We start from the raw sequence: 22,103 nt of genomic DNA on the forward strand, positions 1-22,103 counted from the left end.
TCAAAGTCCTTTATGCTTCGTTAGATGCTTTCAAAATAGAATCACTATTCGCTTCAATCATCTGCCTTGCCTACAGCACTTTGAACTCCCGCTGAAAGATCACATATTTAATAGGATTGGTATTATATAGATCTTGAACAATAAAATGCATTGGTCTAAATCATATTTAGTTTAAGGCAATAAAAAACGCACCAAAAGTGCGTTTTTTAAATGGGTGACAATGAGCGGTTAACCTTTTGCAGCATTTGTTAAAAATGCCACTATTTCATCAAATGGGATATCTTGCTTCTCACCTGTTCGACGATTTTTGTATTCAAAGACACCAGCATCGATATTACGATCGCCAATGACTACCACATGGGGTAAACCGAGCAATTCCATATCGGCAAACATTACACCTGGACGTTCTTTACGATCATCCATTAACACTTCAACGCCAGCCTCTGTTAAGTCTTGGTAAAGTTTTTCAGCAATGTCAGCAACGCGATGGGATTTATGCATGTTCATTGGCAAAATACCTACCGTAAACGGTGCGATTGCTTCAGGCCAAATAATGCCACGATCATCGTTGTTTTGTTCAATAGCTGCAGCCACAATACGGCTAACACCAACGCCATAGCAACCCATCAATAATACTTGAGCTTTGCCATTTTCATCTAACACAGTGGCGTTCATTGATGTTGAGTAGTTAGTGCCTAACTGGAAAATATGACCGACTTCTATACCACGAGCCATAGCATAAGTGCCTAAGCCATCTGGCGTAGGTTCGCCCTCGACAACATTACGAATATCAGCAGCAGTGGTTAACGGTAAATCACGTTCCCAATTGATACCAAAGTAATGCTTGTCTTCGGTATTGGCACCGGCAGCAAAATCACTCATTACAGTGACACTATGGTCTATAATTATCGGCATATTTAAGCCTACTGGTCCAATAGAACCTGGACCTGCACCCACTGCATCACGAATTTCCGCTTCAGATGCAAATTCAAATGGTGAGGCAACTAACTCAAGTTTGTCGGCTTTGATTTCGTTAAGTTCGTGATCGCCACGAATCACTAATGCAACCAATGGTACTTCTTTCGTTGCGCCTTTAACGATTAAGGTTTTAACGGTTTGGGTGATCGCCAGATCGAATTGCCCAACTAATTCGGCAATGGTTTTTACGTTAGGAGTGTCCACTAACGTCATTGTTTGTGTTGGCGCTTCACGCGTTTGAGTAGGCATTGGCGATTCAGCTTTCTCAATGTTAGCGGCATAGTCACAGCCCGTTGAGTAAGCGATTAAATCTTCACCGCTGCTAGCAAGTACATGGAATTCATGTGACATGCTGCCACCAATAGAACCAGTGTCAGCAAGTACCGGACGGAATGACAGACCCATACGTGTCAGAATATTACTGTATGCGGTGTGCATGGCATGGTATGTACTGTCCATTGTTTCTTGATCTAAATGGAAAGAATAAGCATCTTTCATCAAGAATTCGCGAGCACGCATTACGCCAAAACGTGGGCGCACTTCATCCCGAAATTTAGTTTGTACTTGGTAAAGAGTTATTGGCAGTTGTTTGTAAGAACTTAATTCTTTACGGACTAAGTCGGTAATAACTTCTTCATGGGTTGGACCCAGCACAAAATCTCGATTATGGCGGTCTTGAAAACGCAGTAATTCAGGGCCAAACTTGTCCCAACGGCCTGTTTCAACCCATAAGTCAGCAGGTTGAACTAGCGGCATTAATATTTCAATAGCGCCTGTTTTGTTCATTTCTTCACGAACAATAGCTTCAACTTTACGTAATACGCGTAAACCTGACGGAAGCCAGCTGTAGAGACCTGAAGCATTACGACGGATCATACCGGCACGTAACATTAACTGATGACTAATCACCTCTGCATTTGCAGGGGTTTCTTTTTGTGTTGAAAGCAGGTACTTGCTAACTCGCATTCCCAATGTCCAAAATAGTTGCTATGAATGATCGCCATTTTAGCACCTGCATCAATGATGTCACCTGCTATTTCTACTCAAAAGAAGGCTTTGTGATGCTTAAATGGTAGTAGGTTATTTTTTATCACGTCTATCGCCAATCACTCGGGCTGGATTTCCTGCAACAATAGCGTAGTTGGGGACATTTTTTGTGACAATAGAACCCATGCCAATAATGGCATGATCGCCAATATTTACACCGTCAACAATACCAGCTTGAGCGCCAATCCATACATCTTGGCCAATGATCACTCCATTAGATGTTGCGGGTTGTTGATAAACCGGCGTGTTAGGGGCCATACCATGATTAAAGGCATAAATAGTGACGTTATTGGCAATACGTGTTTGGTTGCCAATTTTGATACCGTTACGGCCACCATCTAAGCTGCAACCATGGTTAATGGCCACTTCATTACCTAAAGTTATTGGACCATGCATAAAGACTTCAGCGGCAATCATACATTGATGTCCAATGTTGATATCCCGACCTGGTTCGGCAAAAAGTTGTGCTTGCGGGGCAATAAAACATTGTTGACCAATTTGAATGGTTTCTAGTTGGCAAAGATGCTGTTGTATTTCATCTTGCCATGGCTTTGCCCACAGTAGGTGCTTAGGCTTTAATGAAAAGTACAACCAAGGCATCCATGATAAGCGTTTTTTGTGCTGAGTTTGGTAGTCAATTTCCGCCATGTTGTTACTCCTTAAGCCGTTCAACATTGGTCGGTTTGAGTTCTACTACCTCAATTCCTTGGGGAGTAATACGCCAAAAAACATCTAAGTCATATAATGCTATTTGATAAAGCTTGAGATCTTCTTTTGCTTTTTTATAGGCTGGACGAGGGTCTTGTGACAACACACCTTCAATTAATTCGCTTAAACCTTGATAGTGGTTTTGTGTGGCATGTTGAGCGATTTGTTTTTCGGCAATATCAGTATATGTGACACAGCATAAAATGGGGGCTTCTTGAGCAATACCGCCTTTGGCATCAAAAATAGCATCAGAAAAAGGAATATAAGGTTTTATATCAACAATGGGGGTGCCATCGAGTAAGTCCATTCCTGATATTTTTAAACACACCTTTCCTTTACGTTGTTCTACACCATGAAGTTTTACCACTGACTGGCCAATGCCATTGGGCCTAAAGGTTGAGCGAGTGGCAAACACGCCTAGCTTTTCATTACCACCAAGACGGGGCGGGCGTACTGTTGTTTTCCAGCCTTGGGCTAAATTTTCATGGAAACAAAATAATAACCATAAATGAGAATATTGCTCTATCCCTCTAACCGCATCAAGATGATTAAAGGCTGGCTCAAACTCAATGTAACCAATGGCATTGACTAGCCCTGGTTGACGGGGAATACCGAATTTTTGTTTATAAGGCGTTCTACATATGGCGACCGCATTTAATTGATTACTAAATGGAGCTGTAGCTGGAGTGTCAACTGGATCTTGCTGACTGTTTGGTTGGTTACTTAGGGCCATGAAATACCTGAATTAAGCAATGAAAGGAAATCATAAATTAAAACAAACCTTATTGATGAGCGTGATGTTGGCACTCATTATGTGTATTTTGCCAAGATATTACATTGAGTTATTCTGTAGGTTGTTATTCTTGCTTAGTAGGTACTTTAATTGCTTGTCCTACACAAAGTGCGCGACTAAAACAACTATTATCAGCTTCATTTATGATAAAGCAGCTTTTAACTACAAAGCCATTAGCTCCTAAGTCTGCTGCCGCTCTTCTGGCATTCGTCCGGGCAATACTCATTTGTGGAGGAGCATCTTGAAGGGTTTCTTGACAGGCTTCGCCTTCAACTAAACCTAATACTTCAAATTGACCTTTTGGTTGTTCAGAACCTTCATATAAGTGTACATCACTGACTTTAAAATAATCATTGATTACTTTACTGTCTAAATTACTTTTGAATGTAAAATCGCTTGTACAAGCGCTCAATAATAAAGTTATGCCAGAGGCAAAAAATACATATTTAAGAGGAAAAGTCATAGCCGAAACCTTTAATTAAGAGGAGATGAGCATTTATCAATAGTTTACTCTGTCTCATAGCGATGTTAAAGCGTTCAAATGTCATAAAAAAAGAGCTTACTTAAAGTAAGCTCTTTTAATTTAATGAGGTAACTGTAATGTTAACTGTTAGTTAGCATTATTATTCCATGCCAGGAATTAAAAATTCTGTCATGCTTTTTCCGCTATCAACTTGTTGTTTGAATACCGTTGGCATGCGACCTTGGCCAGTCCATTGAATTAATTCGCCATCAACAGTAATTTGATATTTTGGCGGACGTGGAGCACGCTTTTTGGTTGCTGTTTTAGCTGAAGACGTCACTTCACCTAAATCTTCAATAGATAAACCGCTGTTTTCAATTTGAGCTAGGATTTCAGCAATACGAGCATTACGTTCTGCATTGGCTTCAAGTTCTAGTTTTTCTTCTTCTTGACGTTCGGTAATGATTTTTTCTAATTTTGCAGCTGTTTCGAGCAAATCATCAAGAGATAATTCCTTTACTGCAGCTTTAAAACGACGGCCGTGGGTTAATATGTCTAAAAAGTCACTCATGTTGTATAGTTTCCTAATTATTTATTAATAAAATAAAAGTGATAAGAGATAAATCATCAACGCTTAAAGTAGTTCCCAGTACTGCATATGGTTTATTGTTGTCTTATTATTAATATAAGTAATGTTAGCTCGTTAGTTATTACCAATACAACTTAATAAATACTGAATATAAGTATGATAATAGAAACTATTCGGCTCTGAATCAAATTAAATCATCCAATTATGAAATATATTTTAATTAAATATATCTCGTTAAGCAAATAGTCAACAACTGCCTATCTACCTTGATTGCCACCATCAAAGAAAAAAAATATGTAAACAAGCGTTTGACTTTTGTTGACGTTGACGTTAGCAGGACGTAGAGTTAACCCATCTTGCATTGGTGAAGGCCAATGTGTTGTCCACATTCATTCAAGTTGTAGGAAGGAAACCCTATGAAAGTATTGGTGCCTGTTAAACGTGTAGTCGATGCCAATGTGAAGGTCAGGGTAAAAGCTGACAACACAAGTGTTGATACAACAAACCTTAAAATGGCGTTAAATCCATTTTGCGAAATTGCTGTTGAAGAAGCCGTTCGCTTAAAAGAAGCTGGCATTGCCACCGAAGTTGTCGTGGTGAGTGTTGGTGTAAAAGCTGTCCAAGAGCAATTAAGAACCGCGATGGCTTTGGGGGCAGATAGAGCTATTCACATTGAAACAGATGAAGAGTTAGTGCCACTGTCAATTGCCAAGCTATTAAAAGCCGTGCAAGAAAAAGAGCAAGCGCAACTAATACTATTTGGTAAGCAGTCAATCGATGGCGACAATAACCAAACAGGGCAAATGTTAGCGGCATTAGCTGATTTGCCACAAGCAACCTTTGCTTCTGAAGTTAACGTTGATGGTGATAGTGTTACGGTCACTCGTGAAATTGACGGCGGCTTACAAACCTTAAAAATGCCTTTGCCGGCAATTGTTACGGTTGATCTTCGTTTAAACGAGCCCCGTTATGCATCATTGCCAAACATTATGAAAGCGAAACGTAAGCCGTTAGAAACCGTCGCTGTTACTGATTTAGATGTGAGTTTAAAAGCACATCAAACAGTACTTAAAGTAACCCCTCCAGTTGACCGCAAGGCCGGCATTATGGTGTCTTCTGTCGAAGAATTGGTTGAGAAGTTAAAAAACGAAGCGAAGGTGATCTAACATGAGCATTTTAGTATTAGCAGAACACGATAATGTGAGTTTAAAAGCCGATACGGCTAAAGTGATTAGCGCAGCTGCAGCCATTGGTGGTGATATTCATGTACTCGTCGCAGGTGTTGATTGTAGTGCTGCCGTCACAGCTGCACAAAGCTTAGCTGGTGTGAGTAAAGTGTTAGTCGCTGACTCTGCTGAATATGGCGCGCATTTGGCTGAAAACCTATCTAAGTTAATTGTTGAATTAGCTGCAGATTATGAACATATTTTGGCTGTCGCATCGAGTGTGGGTAAGGATACTTTACCCCGCGTAGCTGCACTTCTCGATGTTGCTCAGATCTCTGAAGTGATTGAAGTTGTCAGTAGTGATACGTTTGTCCGTCCTATATACGCTGGTAACGCTTTAGCTACGGTACAAAGTTTAGATGCAAAAAAAGTCATGACAGTGCGTTCAAGTGCGTTTGATGCTGTTGATTCAACGGGCAGTGCTGAAGTGGTTAATTTAACTCAAGCCATTGCTGCACGTACTGAATTTGTATCACAAGCTTTGACCGAGTCTGCACGCCCAGAGTTAGGTAATGCTGGTATTATCGTTTCTGGTGGTCGTGGTATGGGCAGTGGTGAAAATTTTGTCATTCTAGAACAACTCGCAGATAAGTTAGGCGCGGCTGTAGGTGCATCGCGTGCCGCAGTGGATGCTGGTTTTGTTCCAAATGACTTGCAAGTGGGCCAGACAGGTAAAATTGTTGCACCAGACTTGTATATTGCTGTAGGTATTTCAGGTGCCATTCAGCATCTTGCTGGTATGAAAGACTCTAAGGTGATTGTTGCGATTAACAAAGACCCTGAAGCGCCTATTTTCCAAGTGGCAGATTATGGTTTAGTCGCTGATTTGTTTGAAGCTGTTCCAGCATTAAATAACTTAGTGTAATAACGTATTCTTCTAAGTTGAGCTGAATAATAAAGCTGTTTGATCTGTGGTTAAGTAGCTTGGTTGTTCATCTATAAAGGTTTCTACTTCACACTGTAGAAACCTTTTTTATTGGATGGAACATGTGTTTGATGGTTTTTTGCATAATGTGAGTGCTGATTGCATCTTGTAGTTGTATTTGTTCTCAGCCCCATAGTGTGTATTTGATTTGAAAACGTTAAACTATTGCTGTAAAAATGTGTTTTTAGTTAGCGGTTTTGTTATTTGCACTGCGGTTAAGTGCTTTTTACTGGCGTAGAATAAGCACTTTATGATTGTATGTTCGCGCTGTTTGTAATGAGTGTTGAGTGCAAACACGAAAAGTAGAGGTGCGTTGCATATAAGTCGTGTTGAATTGGGTGATGCCAATAATTCAATATTAAAGGATGCAATGCCGAAACAGATGAGGTTATCAGCCTCATTGTTGGGGCAGTTCTCGAAAGGGGCTGCACTGTCATAGTCTTTCTATCGACATGATAAAAAGAATGATATTCATATTAAATGGATATTACTGTGGAGTGCTACTAGGTAAGTTCATACATACACTTTCTGTGTATGGTGAGTCTTATTTCTAGTTTTTCTCTATTCGTATCCAACGAAGAAATAATTAAATTATGATAATAAGTTATGCCGATTCGGCACTTTCTGTTTTGCCACCACTTGTGGCAATTACACTGGCTATTTTTACACGCAAAGTTTTGCTGTCTTTAGGGGTTGGTATTGCCATAGGCGCTTTGCTGCTGACTGATTTCACAATCATTGGTTCCGGTGAATATATCTTACAAACTGCTGGGAAATTGGTTTGGAAAGACGGTGGATTGAACAGTTGGAATGTGTATATTCTTGGTTTTTTAATTGTGCTAGGAATGATAACGGCATTAATTACTGTGAGTGGCTCAGCTCGCGCATTTGCTGATTGGGCCAAACAACGTATCCGTAATAAACGTGATGCCAAGTTAATGACCATGTTTTTGGGCTGTGTCGTGTTTATTGACGATTATTTTAACAGTTTAGTTGTCGGTTCAATTTCTCGTCCAATTACCGATCGTTATCATATTTCGCGCGCTAAACTCGCTTATATTCTTGATTCCACAGCAGCGCCTGTGTGTGTTATTTCCCCTGTGTCAAGCTGGGGAGCATACATTATTGCATTAATTGGCGGCATTTTAACTGCCCATGGTTTTACAGATTCGGGGCATTTGAGTGTGTTTATGCAAATGATCCCAATGAATTTTTATGCCATTTTTTCGCTTTTATTATTGCTGTGTGTGGTCATGTTTAGCTTAGATGTTGGCCCAATGCGTCAGCATGAATTAAATGCGTTGCGTGGTAGTTTATTTGACGAGAAGAAAGGCCAACCGCCTGGTGCTGCAACGGATTTACCAGAAGCCGATACCGGTAAAGTTATGGGGTTGTTTTTACCTATTGCTATACTCGTGTTTGCCACGGTGTATTTTATGGTTTCAAGCGGTGCTGATGCATTAACAGCAAAAGAATTATCGTTTAGTGTGCTTGGCGCTTTTGAAAATACCGATGTGAGTTCATCACTATTTTTTGGCTCTATTATTGGCCTTATTGCTACGGTGATTTTAGGGATTCAACAAAAAGTTGAATGGCCCATGCTATTAAGGGGGATGCTGGTAGGTGCACGTTCTATGCTGCCGGCTATTTATATTTTACTTTTTGCTTGGACTATTTCGAGTGTGATAGGGGAGCTAGAAACAGGCAAGTATATGGCCAGTTTAGCAACCGACAATATTCCATTTGCTATGTTACCTGCCGTGCTGTTTTTATTGGCAGGGGTTACGGCGTTTGCCACTGGAACCAGTTGGGGAACCTTCGGGATAATGTTACCCATAGCGGCGGACATGGCGATGGGCAGTGACAGTACCATGATGTTACCTATGTTGGCTGCAGTGTTGTCGGGTGCAGTATTTGGCGATCATTGTTCGCCGATATCCGATACCACGATTTTGTCGTCAACTGGGGCGAGTTGTCATCATATTGACCATGTCGTCACTCAACTGCCTTATGCATTGATAACCGCATTTATCAGTTTAGTTGGCTACACAGTATTAGGTTTTACTGGTTCATTAATCGCAGGGTTACTTTGCTGTTCGGCTATGTTTGTTATAAGTCTTGTTGTATTGCATTTTTTTGTTAAAAAGTAATACTGGCTCATGCACACAGTGCAATAAACGTATTGAGTAGTGTAGAGCAACAAACGGATTTAATCGTTAAAAAATGCCGTATTCATAACGAATACGGCATTTTTGTTTGTTGTTGCGATGTTAATAAAGGTAATATGAGCGACATTATCTGACTAACCATTGGGACGTATTATTTTGGCGCAACTGTACTTTTATTATTCGGCAATGAATGCCGGTAAATCTACTTCATTACTGCAGTCTTCTTATAATTATCGTGAGCGCGGTATGCATACTTTAGTGATGACAGCTTCGATAGATAATCGTTATGGTGTCGGCAAAGTTGCATCACGTATTGGTATTGAAACGGATGCACAGGTATTCGGTAGTACTGATAATTTAATAGAATTAATTGCTGATTCGAATAATGAGCAAAAAATTCATTGTGTACTTATTGATGAGTGTCAGTTTTTAAGTAAAGAGCAAGTCAGACAAATAACCTATGTTGTCGATAATCTAGATATTCCAGTGTTATGTTACGGTTTGCGTAGTGATTTCCAGGGAGAGTTGTTTACGGGCAGTCACTATCTACTCGCTTGGGCTGATAAACTCGTCGAACTAAAAACCATATGTCATTGTGGTCGTAAAGCCAATATGGTCGTGCGTCTTGATGGTGAAGGGAATCCTATGCGTGAAGGTGAACAGGTTGCCATTGGTGGCAATGAAAGTTATGAGTCGGTTTGTCGAAAGCATTTTCGTGAGTTTTTGTGGGATTAAGCTACATTTAACATGACTAAAAAAGCCGCTTCAAGTCAATTTGAAGCGGCTTTTTGATTATATCATTAATGATTAAAAGTCAGCTTCGGCAAACTCAACAATATCAGCACTGCTCAATTCAATTTGTTTGCGTAGACTGCGAGTTTGACTGCCCCAATAGCTCATAAAGAATTTTGCGGTGTTAAGTTTTGCTTGGTAAAATTCACTTTCCTCGGTGCCATTGTCTAATGCGGCTAATGATGTGGCTGCTATGCGAGTCCACATCCACGCAAGGGCTGTAATACCAAACAATTGCATATAGGCCATTGAGGCCGCACCAATGAGATCTGGGTTTTTACTGGCCGATTGAACAATAAATCCGGTGGCTTTTTCAAGATCACCTGCGGCGTCCATTAAGCCTGCAAGGTAAGGTTTCATTGCATCCTTAACCGCGTGTTGCTGAATTAATTCTTTCACCATACCAGACCAAAGTGTTAATGCTGCCCCTTTGTCGCTAAGCAGTTTACGGCCCACTAGATCGAGAGCTTGTACACCGTTGGTTCCTTCATAAATCATCGCGATACGGATATCACGCACAAATTGCTCCATGCCCCATTCATTAATGTAACCATGGCCGCCATACACTTGCTGCGCATCAACACAGGCTTTAAAGCCTTGGTCGGTGACAAAACCTTTAACGATTGGCGTAAATAGCGCTGCTAGTGCAGAGGCTTGCTTTGCTTGAGCTGGGTCACTATGACGTTCAGCTTGGTCAAGCCATAACGCTTGCTGGCCCATTAGTGCACGCGTACCTTCGTTAAAGGATTTTTGTGATAACAGCATACGACGCACATCACCATGCACTAATAATGAATCAGCCGCTTGCTCAGGTTGTTTTACGCCGCTTAATGCACGTCCTTGAATACGCTCCTTGGCATAAACGAGGGCATTTTGATAAGCAATGTCTGACACGCCTAAGCCTTGAATACCCACACCTAAGCGTGCTTGGTTCATCATGGTGAACATGGCTTTTAAACCTTGATGCGGTGCACCCACAAGTTCACCAATAGCACCATCAAAATGCATCACACAAGTCGAGTTTCCGTGGATCCCCATTTTATGCTCTAAACCTGTCGCGCCAAGTTTATTGGCTTCTCCTAAGCTACCATCTGCATTGACTAGAAATTTAGGCACGGCAAATAATGAAATACCTTTAACACCTTCTGGCGCATCTGGTAGACGCGCTAATACTAAATGAATGATATTGTCGGCGAGATCGTGATCGCCTGACGAGATGAATATCTTCTCGCCACTAACTGCAAAAAGGCCATCCCCTGCAGGCATAGCTTTTGTGCGAAGTAAGGCTAAATCGGTACCTGCATGAGATTCGGTTAAGTTCATGGTGCCTGTCCACTCGCCACTGACCAATTTGGCTAAATATTTTTGTTTTAGCGCATCACTACCGTGAACATGAATTGCAGAATAGGCTCCATGGGTTAACCCTGGATACATTGCAAACGCCATATTCGTGGCTGTTTTCATTTCGGTAGCAAATGTACCGATGACTTCGGGCAGGCCTTGGCCGCCAAACTCAGGATCACAAGTTAATGTGGCCCAGCCGTCTTCTACATATTGTTTGTATGCTTGCTTAAAGCCTTTTGGGGTGATGACCATACCGTCAACCAATTTACAACCTTCTAAGTCACCGCTGGCGTTGAGTGGCAACATAATGTCGGTGGTAAAATCAGCAACACCTTGTAAAATTGCATCTGTGAGATCTGCATCTAATTCATCAAAACCGCGTAAATCAGTTTGTTGATAGACATTAAGCAGTTCAGAGAGAATGAATTGGTAATCGCGAAGAGGAGCTTGGTAAATAGGCATAAGATCATTCCTTGGTTATGTGTATTTTAGTTTGGTCTCAGTCAGACGTTGTTATTGGCTACTGGTCCAATCAGATAGTTGGTTTATCTAACCATACCCAATTTCGAGTAAAAACTCAGTATTATTTTTACGTAAGCGTAAACTTATCTTGTTGACGTAGATGTACCGATTTATTTACTTTGACATACAGGTGCAGTTAACCACTTTTATTCATAACGTAATTATCTTTAGAAAGTTCAGTATTGATGAACCATTTTTTACGCTATTAACGAATACAGAATCGGTTTTATCCGGTCTATAAGTTATCTATCAAAGAAAATAAGCATCAAAATGGGGAAAGTGATGAAATTAGTTGGTTTTAGAATGGGCATATTGCTCTTATTGTTTTTTATGCCGTTACACGGAACGGACGCAGCGGCACAAGTAGATGAAGTTGTCGCCGCTAATTTTGAATTAGCCACAGACGATGGTAATACCAATCTCATTAAATATCTGGTCAGTTCAGAGTCTCTCAGTTTTTTCAATTCAAGGCACATTGATGTAGAAATGGTTGTTGCCTTTTAAATCGATGTAACACAGAAGTGGAATACCTGAGAGACTCCATTCTGGCGGGTTTCAAAGTCCTTTATGCTTCGTTAGATGCTTTCAAAATACGACGGCATGGTCTATTTTTTCCATAAAAAATAACACATTCCCACCATCCATGACGGTCAGATACTGGAGGTAGAGTAACGCAGGAGCTTGTTACCGAGGATCACTATTCGCTTCAATCATTTGCCTTTCCTACAGCACTTTGAACTCCCGCTGAAAGATCACATATTTAATAGGGTTGGTATTATTCTACATAAAAAGTCGATAATGCAGTAAAAATGACCAACAAACTCTGCCCGAAGGGTTCGGCTAAAAACGTTTTACTCTTTGTTGAGTCCTCTTCGTTAAGTAAAAGTAGCTTAGATTGCTAGGCTGCAATCCTCTCGCCTCGATTAAAACGTTTTTATCTCGAACAAAACTTAACCAGAAAAGATCAACAGGCCCTAGTGCGTAAGGTGATTATTGCGAATTTTTCTTTTGCATGTTCTGTGCACCAGTATCGACTTTTACTCAGCTTGTTTGACCTTTAACGGGCAAACCAGTACTCTGCGATTTCTTAGATGTGTATAAACAAGAGTATTACTATGTCTGTTCAACAAATCATTACTGATAAATTGAATCAAGCTTTCTCGCCGTTACACCTTGAGGTGATTAACGAAAGTAATCGTCATCATGTGCCCCCTAATTCTGAGACTCATTTTAAAGTGGTTGTGGTGAGTGAACAATTTAGCGAGCAGCGGTTGTTGGCTCGTCATCGGGCTGTGAACCAAGTGTTAGCTGATGAATTAACTAATGGCGTGCATGCTCTGTCTATTAATGCTTATAGCCAACCAGAGTGGAAAGCATTAGATGAAGTGCCAAGAACGCCTAATTGCAAAGGCTGATAGTTGATTCGTTATTGCTCGTTTTATACCAAAACCTCGCTGAATATGTGAGGTTTTTTATTCTGTATTGAAGTGGTGTTTGTCACTGGTTATGTTTATGTTACAGTCGTGAACTCGATGAGTCTGATTGGTAAGGGACATTTACATGCGCAAAGTGATACAAACCTGCTACTTTGTCGGTTTAATCTTATTATTTGGCTGTCAACAAGACTCTTCTTCTAAGACAAATTCCCTTTCTCAACTTACTCCAGAACCTCAAAAAGTCATTAAATGGCGCTTAGCTACGTCATGGCCAAAAAATTTGCCTGGCTTAGGCATGGCTCCTGAACGATTTGCTCAACTCGTTAAGCAAATGTCGAATGGACGTTTAGTGATTAGCGTTTATGGTGCAGGTGAGTTAATGCCCGCTATGTCTGTGTTTGATGGTGTCAGCAATGGCACGATTGAAATGGCTCATAGTGCGTCATACTATTGGAAAGGAAAGGCGCCAGCTGCACAGTTTTTTTCATCTATTCCTTTTGGTTTAAATGCCCAACAGATGAATGCTTGGCTTCATTATGGTGGTGGAATGGCGCTGTGGGAGGAGGTATATCAACCTTTTGGTGTATTACCACTTGCTGGGGGAAATACCGGCATGCAAATGGGGGGGTGGTTTAACAAACTGATTAACTCGCCAGCGGATTTTAAAGGCCTTAAAATTCGTTTACCCGGTTTGGGTGGCGAAGTCCTTAAGACATTGGGGAGTGTTCCTGTTGATGCGCTTGCAGGCCGGGAGTTATATGGTGCTTTACAAACAGGCGCTATTGATGCTGCTGAATGGGTTGGACCTTTTAATGATTTACCACTAGGGTTGAATCAAGTGGCCAAATATTATTATTATCCTGGTTGGCATGAACCAGGTTCCACAATGGAGTTCCTCATTAATCAACACGCTTTTGCGATGTTACCTGATGATTTGAAAATGATTGTTAAGGTCGCGGCCAAAGCCATAAATCAAGATATGTTAGATGACTATACTCAAGGTCATATAGCCGCGATGGATATCTTGCTTAATGAACACAATGTGCAAGTCAAGCCATTTCCTCATAGCGTGATCCGTGCATTAAAACATGCAAGAGATGATGTTCTTAACCATGAAGCCGCCAAAGACCCACTCTTTAATAAGGTCCTGAAATCTTACATGGCAAACGAGGAAAAGGTGAAACGTTATTTTAGCTACACTGAAGATGCATTAAGCCAGTTTGAATTAGATGAGTTACAACAAGAATAAATGGTAGCTGTGACAATGTTTTAATAGTGATATTATTTCAATATTAGATGATATCATGTCGAATTATTTTACTTATCTTGGGAGAGAGCAATGCCTTTATTAGACAGTTTTACTGTAGATCATACTCGTATGAATGCCCCAGCGGTTCGCGTTGCTAAGCACATGAGTACTCCTAGTGGCGACGCTATTACCGTCTTTGATTTACGTTTTTGTGCACCAAACAAAGATATCCTCAGTGAGCGTGGTATTCATACTCTCGAACATTTATTTGCAGGCTTTATGCGCGAGCACTTAAATGGTGATGGTGTAGAAATCATCGATATTTCTCCTATGGGGTGTCGTACCGGTTTTTATATGAGTTTAATTGGTCAGCCGACTGAAGCTCAGGTTGCCGATGCGTGGTTAGCCGCAATGGTTGATGTCACAAATGTACTTGATCAAAACGATATTCCTGAGTTAAATGAGTACCAATGTGGGACTTACGAAATGCATTCATTAGCTGAAGCGCAAGATATTGCGCGGATGATTATTGCAGCAGGTGTGAGTGTTAATCAAAATGATGACTTAAAATTAAGTGACGATATTTTAGGAAACCTTTAATACAATTGACCAACACATAATAAAAAAAGCGGCCTTAGCCGCTTTTTTTGTGAAAACACTTACCCCTTTGCGCCCCGCTTTTTTTATGTAGTTGAAACCGCTACTGTAATGGTCGCATTCTGTTACCTCATTTGTCATTTGGGGTGATTGGGAGTGTAAACAGACACATCAATGGAGATGAATATGTCTAACTGCTCATTAAGGCTGTCAGTGATAGCGGCTGCAGTGCTTTATGTTTTTCATTTAACAAATGCCGTTGCCGAAACGGTAACAGAATCTATTGACAACCTTAATAACCAACTCGACTTACAGTCGTTAAAGACAGGCCGTTTTCATTATCGTCAGAGTGAGGTTGCGCTAGGGCTGACGGGCATAACCGTATTACCCACCACATCACATCAAGATGTCACAGTGACTCATGCCGGTGCCACAGACGGCATTGCTATTTTACAAGATGGTATTTTCTTTTCTCCAGCGCCATATTCGGGGCAACATCTCACCCTTCAACCTAATTTGCAGCTTCAACAGCATGTGGTGTTTTCCGGTATGACGAGTGTGACAGAAAGCTCACAGGCTGCCTTTGGTAAGCTGGATTATCAATCGGTTAAAATTAACGCTAAAAAATATGCTACAGACATTCATGTTGAAGGCAGCGATGGCAACACCATAAATGGTGGTGTTATTGTCAGTGGTACGACTAAGAACAATGGTATGTTAATGGCGATTGATTATCAATCAGCCTCTGACGATGTGGGTAAAGGCGTAGCAAGAAATGCCGATGCAACACAAAAAGATTTTCTGTTTAAGATTGCTGCCGACAGTTTACCGGGTGCTCGTAATAGGCAAACTACAGAGTTTAGTTATCAGTATTCAGCTCAAGATGTTGATCGCGGAACGTTGGGGTTAACAAGTGTTGATTTTGGATTAAAACCAACTCAATTATATTCAGCCACCAGTATGAATAATGTCGAAACTGAACGCCAACGTTACGTATTAGCGCATAATGTTGTGTTGTCATCTACGTCGACCATGGTGACCGACTTTTATTACCAAACCTATTCACAGCAAACGCAGGACATGCATTTTGTTGATGGTGAAAAAATTGATGGTGCGTTATTGGCTAATATTGCTTTGTTTGAAACAGATCCTAATGTCGATGGAATGAACTTAGGTTCGCTAACACAAAATAACGACTTTTCTGGATTTGGAGTACAAACAAAAGGTGTCAGTATGTATGGTCAACATCAGGTGACCTATAGTGCTCGTTATCATACAGATAAAGCTGAAATGCGCTTAGGACAACGAGAGTGGCTGTGGGGAGACGATTTATTATTGAAGCCAATCACGGATGATGAATATACACTTTCCTATATTGATGATGCTTCGGTTTTTTCATCTGCCGTTGACAGTAAGTTACATTATGGTCACTGGTCTATTAATCTTGGCTTAGGTTATGAGCATGTTAGTGTTTCGCGTGAATTTGATGTGGCAACGGATAGTATTAACGCTGTTGATTTTTCTGATGATGGATGGTTACCCTCTTTAGCAGTAGCTTATCAGGCTGGACCATGGTCTGCGGCATTACAAACTAAACAAGCTTGGACTGCTGCTTCTGCCGGTAATATTGAACAAATTGCGCAAAAGGCACTTCAATATCAATTTGCATTGGGTTACCAACAAGATGCTTTGTCAGTTGCGATTAATGGTTATTTGTATGATTACGAGAATCAACATATTAGCTGTATGCAAGGAATGATATGTGATGATGAGCAGTTCTCACTGCAAGAGAACATGAGTGATGTCTCTGTTGTGGGGGCGGACTTTAGCTTAGCGTATAGATTTATTTTTGAGCACTTTTCTATGCCATTTAACGCAAAATATCAATATGCTCAAGCCGAAGTTGATAACGCTGGTTGCAATGATTTGATGGGTTGTTTTGCTGCTAATCAACAATTACCATGGGTACCAGAACAACAGCTAACATTGAATGCAGGTGTTGTTTATGAGCAGCTGTCTATTATGGTGAATGCTTTGTATCAATCAGAACTCGGTTATCAAGGAACACTCACAAACGATCTTACTATTGATAGTCAATGGAAGGTTGATTTGGCGGCGGCTTATCGTTTGACTGAGCGCCATGAACTGTATGTACGAATAGAAAATGTATTAGATGAAGAGTTAGTCGCTAATCGCACTGCTATGGGGGTTCAAGGTCAGTCAGAAATGACGACTTATTTTGGTTATCAAGGGCATTTCTAATTAAAGAAAGGCCGGGAACAGGTGATCACCTTGTGTCAGGTTGCAATAACATCTTGTTAACCTGTTCAGTGGTGTTTTTTTATGATGTTCACATGCTTATGGATGAACATCTAATATTATTTCTTTAAAAATTAATGCTATAGTTTTGTGATTCAGAATTTAGCTAGCAATATTATAAGTTAGGTTCTGATCCGTTTAGATTGAGCTAAACACAACCTATTGAGTTAGGTATTGGTTTGAAAACACCTATAATTTTCGTGGCGATAGTCTCATATTTGCGGTAAAATGCGCGCGACCAGCGTGATTATGATCGCATTTTCGAGTTAAATCTGCGCTAGCTCAAATGGCAAGTGTTTGTTAACACTTTGTTTTTGTAGCGGAACGTGGCGCATTGTCTTTCCTTCAAACGTAGTGCTTGTGGATATGATTACAATTAAGAAAGGATTGGAACTGCCTATAGCAGGCGGACCAGAGCAAGTTATCCATAATGGCTCAGCCATTAGACACGTAGCTACTTTGGGTGAAGAGTATATTGGCTTACGTCCAACGATGAAGATTAAAGTGGGCGATAAAGTACAAAAAGGCCAAGTTCTTTTTGAAGATAAAAAGAACTTAGGTGTTAAATATACGGCTTTAGCCAGTGGTACTATTTTAGAAATCAACCGAGGTGCAAGACGTGTACTTCAGTCAGTTGTTATTGCAGTGGAAGGTGACGATAGCGTTGCTTTTACAAAATATGATGCTGATAAATTAGACACTTTAGATGCACAAGTTGTTCGTGATAATCTGATTGAATCAGGTTTATGGACAGCTTTGCGTACACGCCCTTTCAGTAAAGTGCCAGCCGTAGATGCTACTGCCGCAGGTATTTTTGTCACTGCAATTGATACTCAACCCCTTGCTGCCGATCCTGCGGTAGTTATAGCCGAACATAAAGAAGATTTTGCTAATGGTCTTAAGATCTTAGCTCGATTAACTGAAGGTAATGTTTACCTATGTAAAGCGCAGGGTGCCGACATTCCAATTGCCAATGCACAAGTCCAAGAGTTTGCGGGTAAACACCCAGCAGGTCTTGTGGGTACGCATATTCATCATATTCTTCCAGCTTCTGCTACTCGTACTGTTTGGCATATTGGCTATCAAGATGTGATTGCGGTTGGCCAACTGTTCACTCAAGGTGTGTTAAACACTGAACGTGTGGTTGCTATTGGCGGTCCTAAAGCGAAAACGCCTCGTCTTGTTCGTACTGTTTTAGGTGCCAGCATAGCTGAACTGACTACTGATGAAACGGTTGGTGAAGGTGTTCGTGTGGTTTCGGGATCAGTATTAAGTGGTCGTACAGCCATTGGGCCTCATGCTTATTTGGGGCGTTATCATCAGCAAGTGAGTGTACTTGAAGAAGGTACTGAGAAAGAATTGTTTGGTTGGGCTATGCCTGGTGCAGATAAGTTCTCTATTACTCGTGCATTCTTAGGTCACTTACATCCATCGCGTCTGTTTAATATGACCACCAGTACAGGTGGTTCAGATCGTGCAATGGTGCCTATTGGTAACTATGAACGCGTAATGCCTTTAGACATTTTACCTACTATGCTACTTCGAGATCTTGTCTCTGGGGACTTTGATGGTGCAGCTCGTTTGGGCGCGTTAGAGTTAGACGAAGAAGATTTGGCATTGTGTACGTTCGTATGTCCAGGTAAGTATGACTACGCTTCATATTTACGCGACTGTTTAGATACGATCGAGAGGGAAGGCTAATGAGCTTGAAAGATTTTATCGAGCGTATTGAACCGCAATTTGAAAAAGGCGGTAAGTACGAAAAGTGGTATGCCCTTTATGAAGCGGCCGCCACAGTATTTTATACACCAGGAAAAGTGAACCACGGGGCAACCCATGTTCGCGATAACCTTGACCTCAAACGTATGATGATTACGGTTTGGGCGTGTACATTCCCTGCAATGTTTTTTGGTATGTATAACGTAGGTTTACAAGCTCAAGTTGCTATGGCTGCTGGTTTCGGTACCCCTGATGTTTGGCAGGTAGGCCTATTTGAGTTGTTGGGCGCTCAGCTCTCTGCTGATTCAGGCGTAACATCTTTGATGTTCTATGGCGCGTGTTTCTTCCTACCAATATATGCCGTGACATTTATTGTCGGTGGTTTTTGGGAAGTACTCTTTGCCTCAATACGTGGACATGAAGTTAATGAAGGTTTCTTCGTTACTTCGGTGCTATTTGCATTAACTCTGCCAGCAACTATCCCATTATGGATGGTGGCGTTAGGTATTACTTTCGGTGTCGTCGTCGCAAAAGAGATTTTCGGCGGAACAGGGCGTAATTTCCTCAATCCGGCACTCGCTGGGCGTGCTTTCTTATTCTTTGCATACCCATTAAGCATGTCTGGAGACAACTCGTGGGTTGTAGCTGATGGCTTCTCTGGTGCAACTGCATTGAGTCAGGCTGCGCAAGGCACTTTCGATTACGCGTCAAATGCTAATTGGATTGACGCTTTCATGGGCTTTATTCCAGGCTCTGTGGGTGAAGTATCCACTTTTGCTATTTTGCTGGGTGGTTTAGTTATCATTTACACCCGTATCGCGTCATGGCGTATTGTGGGTGGTGTGATGTTAGGTATGGTGGCGATTGCGACATTACTTAATGTTATTGGTAGTGATACTAACCCGATGTTTGCTATGCCTTGGCACTGGCACTTAGTATTAGGTGGTTTTGCGTTTGGTATGATGTTTATGGCGACAGACCCTGTCTCTGCATCATTTACCAATACCGCTAAATGGGCATACGGTTTCCTTATTGGCGCAATGGTAGTGTTTATCCGCGTGGTTAACCCTGCATTCCCAGAAGGTATGATGTTAGCTATCTTATTTGCTAACTTATTTGCTCCATTATTTGACCACTTTGTTGTACAGGCAAATATTAAGCGGAGGATTTCTCGTGGCTAGTAATAAAGATTCGTTCGGTAGAACGCTATTTGTTGTTGTCGGCTTATGTCTTATCTGCTCTATTTTGGTGTCGACTGCTGCAGTGCTATTAAAGCCTACACAGCAAGAAAACAAGTTATTAGATAAGCAGAAGTATATTCTTGAAGCTGCGAGCTTGATTAACACCAAAGAAAGTAAAGTTACCAAACAAGATATCCTTAGCAAGTACAATCAATATGTTGAAGCTCGTTTAGTTGACTTAAAAACGGGTGAATTTGTTGAAGGCGATGCTAACACTTATGATCAACGCAAAGCGTCTCGTAATACAGATATGTCGTCGATTCCTGACAATGACATTGCCTCAATCAAACGTGTTGCTAATAAAGCTGTTGTTTATCTTGTTCGTGATGATGCGGGTAAATTGACTAGCGTCATTTTGCCTGTTCATGGTTACGGCTTATGGTCGACTATGTATGCATTTTTGGCATTAGAAGCTGACTTAAACACTGTGCAGGGCTTAGTTTATTACGACCAAGCTGAAACACCCGGTTTAGGTGGTGAAGTTGAAAATCCAAAATGGAAAGCATTGTGGAAAGGCAAACAGTTATTTGATGAACAAGGCAACTTGGCCATCAGCGTAACTAAAAACCCTGCAGTGGCGAGCTCTGTTCATGGTGTTGATGCACTTTCCGGTGCGACATTGACCAGTAACGGCGTACAACATTCATTGCAGTTTTGGTTGGGTAAAGAAGGTTTTGCAAGCTTTATCGCTAAAGCACGCAACGGAGGGCTAAGCTAATGGCTGACGCTAAAGAACTTAAACAGGTTCTGACCGGACCGATTATCAATAACAACCCAATTGCATTGCAAATTTTGGGTGTGTGTAGTGCGCTTGCTGTTACCAGTAAATTGGAAACCGCACTCGTGATGACGATTGCGTTAACCGCGGTAACAGCGTTTTCTAACCTGTTTATCTCGCTTATTCGTAATCACATTCCAAGCAGTGTGCGTATTATTGTACAGATGACCATTATTGCTTCATTAGTGATTGTGGTTGACCAAGTATTACAAGCTTATGCTTATGCCATTTCTAAGCAGTTATCGGTATTCGTAGGTTTGATTATTACTAACTGTATCGTAATGGGACGTGCTGAAGCTTACGCAATGAAAACACCACCTATGATGAGCTTTATGGATGGTATCGGTAACGGTTTAGGTTACGGTGCTATTCTGTTGTCTGTTGGTTTCGTGCGTGAATTGTTTGGTAATGGTTCATTATTCGGCGTAGAAATCCTCAGCAAAATCTCTGACGGTGGTTGGTATCAGCCTAACGGTTTATTACTACTACCTCCAAGTGCATTCTTCTTGATTGGTGGTTTGATTTGGTTGATCCGTACTTATAAGCCAGAGCAAGTTGAAGCAAAAGGGTAAACGCAATGGAACATTATATTAGTTTATTAATTCGTTCAGTTTTCATTGAAAATATGGCGTTAGCATTCTTCTTAGGTATGTGTACTTTCCTGGCGGTGTCTAAGAAAGTCACCACTGCGATGGGCCTAGGTGTTGCCGTTATTGTGGTACTGGCTATTTCGGTTCCTGCTAACCAAATTATTTATCAAGGTTTACTGGCTCCTGGTGCTTTAGCTTGGGCTGGTGCGCCAGAAGCTGATTTGAGCTTTTTGAAGTTCATCACCTTTATCGGTGTGATTGCAGCACTTGTACAAATATTGGAAATGGCGTTAGATAAATATTTCCCTCCTTTGTACAACGCGTTAGGTATTTTCTTACCTTTGATTACCGTTAACTGTGCAATTTTTGGTGCAGTATCTTTCATGGTTGAGCGTGATTACAACTTAGGCGAGAGTGTGGTATTTGGTATCGGCTCTGGTATTGGTTGGGCATTAGCAATTGTATTGTTAGCCGGTATTCGTGAAAAAATGAAATATTCTGACGTGCCAAACGGCTTGCGTGGCTTAGGTATTACCTTTGTTACTGCTGGTCTTATGGCTCTAGGTTTTATGTCATTCTCTGGTGTTTCTCTTTAAGAAATATTGAGAAGACGTATTAA

The 22,103-nt window shown here is 41.1% G+C and carries 20 protein-coding genes and 1 riboswitch; of the genes, 14 read left to right on the forward strand and 6 right to left on the reverse strand.

Going from position 1 to position 22,103, the window contains the following annotated elements; genetic code table 11:
- Nucleotides 1–228: 228 nt before the first annotated feature.
- From ACWXWT_RS04635 to ACWXWT_RS04655, 5 genes are all read right to left on the reverse strand, one after another.
- Nucleotides 229–1,944, reverse strand: coding sequence for a proline--tRNA ligase (locus ACWXWT_RS04635; protein ID WP_456040446.1), 1,716 nt, complete (start codon nucleotides 1,942–1,944; stop codon nucleotides 229–231).
- A gap of 114 nt (nucleotides 1,945–2,058) precedes the next feature.
- Entirely contained in the window at nucleotides 2,059–2,673 is a 615-nt protein-coding gene (locus ACWXWT_RS04640; protein ID WP_456040447.1) for an acyltransferase, read from the reverse strand.
- 4 nt (nucleotides 2,674–2,677) lie between these two features.
- Nucleotides 2,678–3,466 carry a tRNA (N6-threonylcarbamoyladenosine(37)-N6)-methyltransferase TrmO gene (gene tsaA, locus ACWXWT_RS04645; RefSeq protein ID WP_456040448.1) on the reverse strand — a complete coding sequence of 263 codons (789 nt, stop codon included), beginning with the start codon at nucleotides 3,464–3,466 and terminating at the stop codon, nucleotides 2,678–2,680.
- Nucleotides 3,467–3,590: 124 nt separating this feature from the next.
- Nucleotides 3,591–3,989 (reverse strand): Rcs stress response system protein RcsF, encoded by a 399-nt coding sequence (gene rcsF / locus ACWXWT_RS04650; RefSeq protein WP_456040449.1) that lies wholly within the window; start codon nucleotides 3,987–3,989, stop codon nucleotides 3,591–3,593.
- Between the two features lie 160 nt (nucleotides 3,990–4,149).
- Nucleotides 4,150–4,560, reverse strand: coding sequence for an H-NS histone family protein (locus ACWXWT_RS04655; RefSeq protein ID WP_456040450.1), 411 nt, complete (start codon nucleotides 4,558–4,560; stop codon nucleotides 4,150–4,152).
- A 434-nt stretch (nucleotides 4,561–4,994) separates the two neighbouring features.
- Between ACWXWT_RS04655 and ACWXWT_RS04660 the strand changes: the two genes are divergently transcribed.
- The 4 genes from ACWXWT_RS04660 (at nucleotide 4,995) to ACWXWT_RS04675 (ending at nucleotide 9,632) form a co-directional block, all read left to right on the forward strand.
- Nucleotides 4,995–5,744, forward strand: coding sequence for an electron transfer flavoprotein subunit beta/FixA family protein (locus ACWXWT_RS04660; RefSeq protein ID WP_456040451.1), 750 nt, complete (start codon nucleotides 4,995–4,997; stop codon nucleotides 5,742–5,744).
- A gap of 1 nt (nucleotide 5,745) precedes the next feature.
- Entirely contained in the window at nucleotides 5,746–6,669 is a 924-nt protein-coding gene (locus ACWXWT_RS04665; protein WP_456040452.1) for an electron transfer flavoprotein subunit alpha/FixB family protein, read from the forward strand.
- Nucleotides 6,670–7,024: 355 nt separating this feature from the next.
- Nucleotides 7,025–7,240, forward strand: a riboswitch (Lysine riboswitch).
- 79 nt (nucleotides 7,241–7,319) lie between these two features.
- Nucleotides 7,320–8,879: a Na+/H+ antiporter NhaC family protein gene (locus tag ACWXWT_RS04670; RefSeq protein ID WP_456040484.1), complete on the forward strand. Its 1,560-nt coding sequence runs from the start codon at nucleotides 7,320–7,322 to the stop codon at nucleotides 8,877–8,879.
- A 174-nt stretch (nucleotides 8,880–9,053) separates the two neighbouring features.
- The gene (locus tag ACWXWT_RS04675; RefSeq protein WP_456040453.1) at nucleotides 9,054–9,632 is read left to right on the forward strand and encodes a thymidine kinase; all 579 of its coding nucleotides are present in this window, start codon (nucleotides 9,054–9,056) and stop codon (nucleotides 9,630–9,632) included.
- Nucleotides 9,633–9,704: 72 nt separating this feature from the next.
- Here the strand turns inward: ACWXWT_RS04675 and ACWXWT_RS04680 are convergent, their stop codons facing one another.
- A complete protein-coding gene (locus ACWXWT_RS04680; protein WP_456040454.1) occupies nucleotides 9,705–11,495 on the reverse strand; it encodes an acyl-CoA dehydrogenase C-terminal domain-containing protein in 1,791 nt (596 codons plus the stop codon).
- A 342-nt stretch (nucleotides 11,496–11,837) separates the two neighbouring features.
- Between ACWXWT_RS04680 and ACWXWT_RS04685 the strand changes: the two genes are divergently transcribed.
- The 10 genes from ACWXWT_RS04685 to nqrE all read left to right on the forward strand — a co-directional run bounded on the left by ACWXWT_RS04685 (nucleotide 11,838) and on the right by nqrE (nucleotide 22,080).
- Nucleotides 11,838–12,059, forward strand: coding sequence for a hypothetical protein (locus ACWXWT_RS04685; RefSeq protein ID WP_456040455.1), 222 nt, complete (start codon nucleotides 11,838–11,840; stop codon nucleotides 12,057–12,059).
- A gap of 611 nt (nucleotides 12,060–12,670) precedes the next feature.
- Nucleotides 12,671–12,970, forward strand: a complete 300-nt coding sequence (locus ACWXWT_RS04690; protein WP_456040456.1) for a BolA family protein — start codon at nucleotides 12,671–12,673, stop codon at nucleotides 12,968–12,970.
- Nucleotides 12,971–13,115: 145 nt separating this feature from the next.
- Nucleotides 13,116–14,240 carry a TRAP transporter substrate-binding protein gene (locus tag ACWXWT_RS04695; protein ID WP_456040457.1) on the forward strand — a complete coding sequence of 375 codons (1,125 nt, stop codon included), beginning with the start codon at nucleotides 13,116–13,118 and terminating at the stop codon, nucleotides 14,238–14,240.
- Nucleotides 14,241–14,330: 90 nt separating this feature from the next.
- Complete coding sequence (gene luxS / locus ACWXWT_RS04700) at nucleotides 14,331–14,840, forward strand: S-ribosylhomocysteine lyase (protein WP_456040458.1); 510 nt, start codon at nucleotides 14,331–14,333, stop codon at nucleotides 14,838–14,840.
- A gap of 183 nt (nucleotides 14,841–15,023) precedes the next feature.
- On the forward strand, nucleotides 15,024–17,099 hold the full coding sequence (locus ACWXWT_RS04705; RefSeq protein WP_456040459.1) for a TonB-dependent receptor domain-containing protein: 2,076 nt from the start codon (nucleotides 15,024–15,026) through the stop codon (nucleotides 17,097–17,099).
- Nucleotides 17,100–17,522: 423 nt separating this feature from the next.
- Complete coding sequence (locus tag ACWXWT_RS04710; RefSeq protein WP_456040485.1) at nucleotides 17,523–18,857, forward strand: Na(+)-translocating NADH-quinone reductase subunit A; 1,335 nt, start codon at nucleotides 17,523–17,525, stop codon at nucleotides 18,855–18,857.
- Nucleotides 18,857–20,056, forward strand: a complete 1,200-nt coding sequence (locus ACWXWT_RS04715) for an NADH:ubiquinone reductase (Na(+)-transporting) subunit B (RefSeq protein WP_456040460.1) — start codon at nucleotides 18,857–18,859, stop codon at nucleotides 20,054–20,056. Before ACWXWT_RS04710 ends, ACWXWT_RS04715 begins: the two co-directional genes overlap by 1 nt.
- Complete coding sequence (locus ACWXWT_RS04720; RefSeq protein ID WP_456040461.1) at nucleotides 20,049–20,834, forward strand: Na(+)-translocating NADH-quinone reductase subunit C; 786 nt, start codon at nucleotides 20,049–20,051, stop codon at nucleotides 20,832–20,834. The genes ACWXWT_RS04715 and ACWXWT_RS04720 overlap by 8 nt, the downstream gene beginning before the upstream one ends.
- Nucleotides 20,834–21,466: an NADH:ubiquinone reductase (Na(+)-transporting) subunit D gene (locus tag ACWXWT_RS04725; protein WP_456040462.1), complete on the forward strand. Its 633-nt coding sequence runs from the start codon at nucleotides 20,834–20,836 to the stop codon at nucleotides 21,464–21,466. Before ACWXWT_RS04720 ends, ACWXWT_RS04725 begins: the two co-directional genes overlap by 1 nt.
- A gap of 5 nt (nucleotides 21,467–21,471) precedes the next feature.
- Nucleotides 21,472–22,080 (forward strand): NADH:ubiquinone reductase (Na(+)-transporting) subunit E, encoded by a 609-nt coding sequence (gene nqrE, locus ACWXWT_RS04730; RefSeq protein ID WP_456040463.1) that lies wholly within the window; start codon nucleotides 21,472–21,474, stop codon nucleotides 22,078–22,080.
- Nucleotides 22,081–22,103 lie beyond the last annotated feature (23 nt).

The organism is Shewanella sp. A22, from assembly GCF_053850585.1.